Here is a 1,829-nt window from a genome sequence, read left to right as displayed (position 1 = left end):
CGGCCGGCGGCGGCAAGGTCGCCATCTCTCTGCCGCCCGAGGCCGAGGCCCCCTTCGCGGCCCTGCGCGCCTGGCGGTTGGGCGAAGCCCGGGAACAGGAAATTCCGCCCTATGTGATCTTCCACGATGCCGTGCTGCACGACATTGCCGTCGAACGGCCGGCGACGCTGGACGCGCTGGGCCGGATCAAGGGCGTGGGCGCATCGAAACTGGACCGCTACGGCGCCGCCGTGCTGCAGGTGCTGGCCGGGTCCGGAGGGTAGGGCACGATGAGCCGCATCCCGACCGACGAACGGCATCGCGAGATCCTGTCGCTGGTCCGGCTGCGCGGCTATGTCTCGAACGAGGAACTGGCCCAACGGCTGCAGGTCGCGGTCCAGACGATCCGCCGCGACGTCAACCACCTGGCCGGCGCGGGGCTGGTGACGCGCCACCACGGCGGTGCGGGCCTGGTCTCGTCCATCGAGAATATCGCCTATACCGAACGCCAGATCCTCAACCGGCGCGAGAAGGAGGCGATCGGCCAACTGGCGGCGCGGGACATTCCCGACAATTCCTCGCTCTTCATCAATATCGGCACGACGACCGAGGCGTTCGCCCGCGCGCTGCTGCGGCACCGGGCGCTGCGCGTCATCACCAACAATCTGCACGTGGCGGCGATCCTGTCGCCGCAGGCCGATTTCCGCGTGGTGATCGCGGGCGGCTCCGTCCGCGCGCATGACGGCGGCATCACCGGCCCCACCGCCACCGCGATGATCGACCAGTATCGCGCCGATTACGGCGTGATCGGCATCAGCGGCATCGAGGAAGACGGCACGTTGCTGGATTTCGACCTGGACGAGATCGACCTGGCGCAGGCCATCATGCGCAACGCGCGCAGGATCTTCCTGTTGGCCGATCATACGAAGTTCGCTCGCCGTCCGATGGGGCGGGTCGGAAACCTGTCGCATATCCACGCCCTGTTCACCGATCGCGCGCCGCCGCCCGCCATCCGCGCCCTGCTGGACGCGCATCAGGTCGCCCTGCACATCGCCGAGCCCTGAAAACGAACCAAAATATTCTAAAACGAACAATTTTGGTGTCGTCCTGCGCGAAATGTCACGAAAATGTGCCGGAAACTTGCGAGGATTCCTGTTGAATGCATGGGTTATGTTCGTTTACGAACATTCTCGAGGAGAATGCAATGGGATCCGACACTGGAACCATAATCGCCGCCGACACGGTGTCCGCAGACACGGCGCTCTATGATCTGCTGATCGTGGGCGGCGGCATCAACGGCGCGGGCATCGCGCGCGATGCGGCTGGGCGCGGGGCCTCGGTGCTGCTGGTGGAGCAGCATGACCTGGCCAACCACACGTCATCGGCCAGCACCAAGCTGATCCACGGCGGCCTGCGCTACCTGGAATATTACGAATTCCGCCTGGTGCGCGAAGCGTTGATGGAGCGCGAGCGGCTGCTGCGCATCGCCCCGCACATCATCTGGCCGCTGTCGTTCGTCCTGCCGCATTCGCGCCTGGTGCGGCCGGCCTGGATGCTGCGGCTGGGCCTTTTCCTGTACGATCATCTGGGCGGGCATCTGGGCGGGCGCATGACCCTGCCGCGCTCGCGCGCCGTGCGGCTGCACGACGATCCGGCGGGCCTGCCGCTGCGCGACGAATACCGGCGCGGCTTCATCTATTCCGACGGATGGGTGCAGGACAGCCGACTGGTGGTGCTGAATGCGATGGATGCGCGCGCCCGTGGCGCGGAGATCCGCACACGCACCACGCTGGTCAGGGCCCGCCGCGCCGGCACGGTGTGGGAGGCCGAACTGGCCGACGCGCGGGGCG

At 66.9% G+C, this 1,829-nt stretch carries 3 protein-coding genes; all 3 read left to right on the top strand.

Annotation, left to right across the window (positions count from 1 at the left end; all coding sequences use genetic code 11):
• The coding region (locus HUK84_RS16775) for an HRDC domain-containing protein (protein WP_176641293.1) at positions 1-263 on the top strand (263 nt) is incomplete at its 5' end.
• A 6-nt stretch (positions 264-269) separates the two neighbouring features.
• Entirely contained in the window at positions 270-1,043 is a 774-nt protein-coding gene (locus tag HUK84_RS16770) for a DeoR/GlpR family DNA-binding transcription regulator (RefSeq protein ID WP_176641292.1), read from the top strand.
• A 140-nt stretch (positions 1,044-1,183) separates the two neighbouring features.
• On the top strand, positions 1,184-1,829 hold a 646-nt coding region (locus HUK84_RS16765), incomplete at its 3' end, for an FAD-dependent oxidoreductase (RefSeq protein ID WP_176641291.1).

The sequence above is a fragment of the Nguyenibacter vanlangensis genome, assembly GCF_013376155.1.
Lineage (GTDB): Bacteria > Pseudomonadota > Alphaproteobacteria > Acetobacterales > Acetobacteraceae > Gluconacetobacter > Gluconacetobacter vanlangensis.
Note: the sequence above shows the minus strand (reverse complement) of the source record. Positions and strands in the feature narration are given on the sequence as shown.